We start from the raw sequence: 534 nt of genomic DNA, 5'->3' as shown, positions 1-534 counted from the left end.
TACTCGGCGCAGCTTGATTTTTTTATTTAACGTTATTTTCATCATGCTGCACCCCCTTTCAAATATTTGTAAAATAAGTATAAAATGGATTGAGAAAATTGTAAATACGGCATAGAAGAAGATTTTTAGATAGAATAATTGGAAAATGAAACCTTTTTATAAGATAAAACGTATTACTTATAGATAATTCAAACAAATTGAAATACATATAAAAGGGTGGATTACAATGATGGAAACAGAGAGAAAAGTAAATATCAGAGAAAAGTTTGGAACTTTATTTGCACAAGGGGATTTTCAGAAGCTTTATGATTGTGTAAGCGAAGAATTTAAACGTCAAGTTTCGCTTCAGCAATTTTTGGAGCAGAGCAAATTGTTTAATCAAGGAGAACAGTTCTACAGACTAGAAACAAATCTTTATTTAACTCCTCAAATTGAGCAGTTTATTTGGATAAATTCTACCCAGACAAAAGCCATCAGCGTTATATTTGATGAACATAACATTATACAAGCACTTGTGCTTGCTCCTATAGAATC

Annotated in this window: 1 pseudogene; it reads left to right on the top strand. The window is 30.7% G+C overall.

The features are described from left to right. Positions 1–226: 226 nt before the first annotated feature. A pseudogene (locus tag AC27KL_RS28165) lies at positions 227–534 on the top strand (M23 family peptidase); the annotation flags it as partial.

This window comes from Paenibacillus sp. YAE3, from assembly GCF_057546105.1.
Note: the sequence above shows the minus strand (reverse complement) of the source record. Positions and strands in the feature narration are given on the sequence as shown.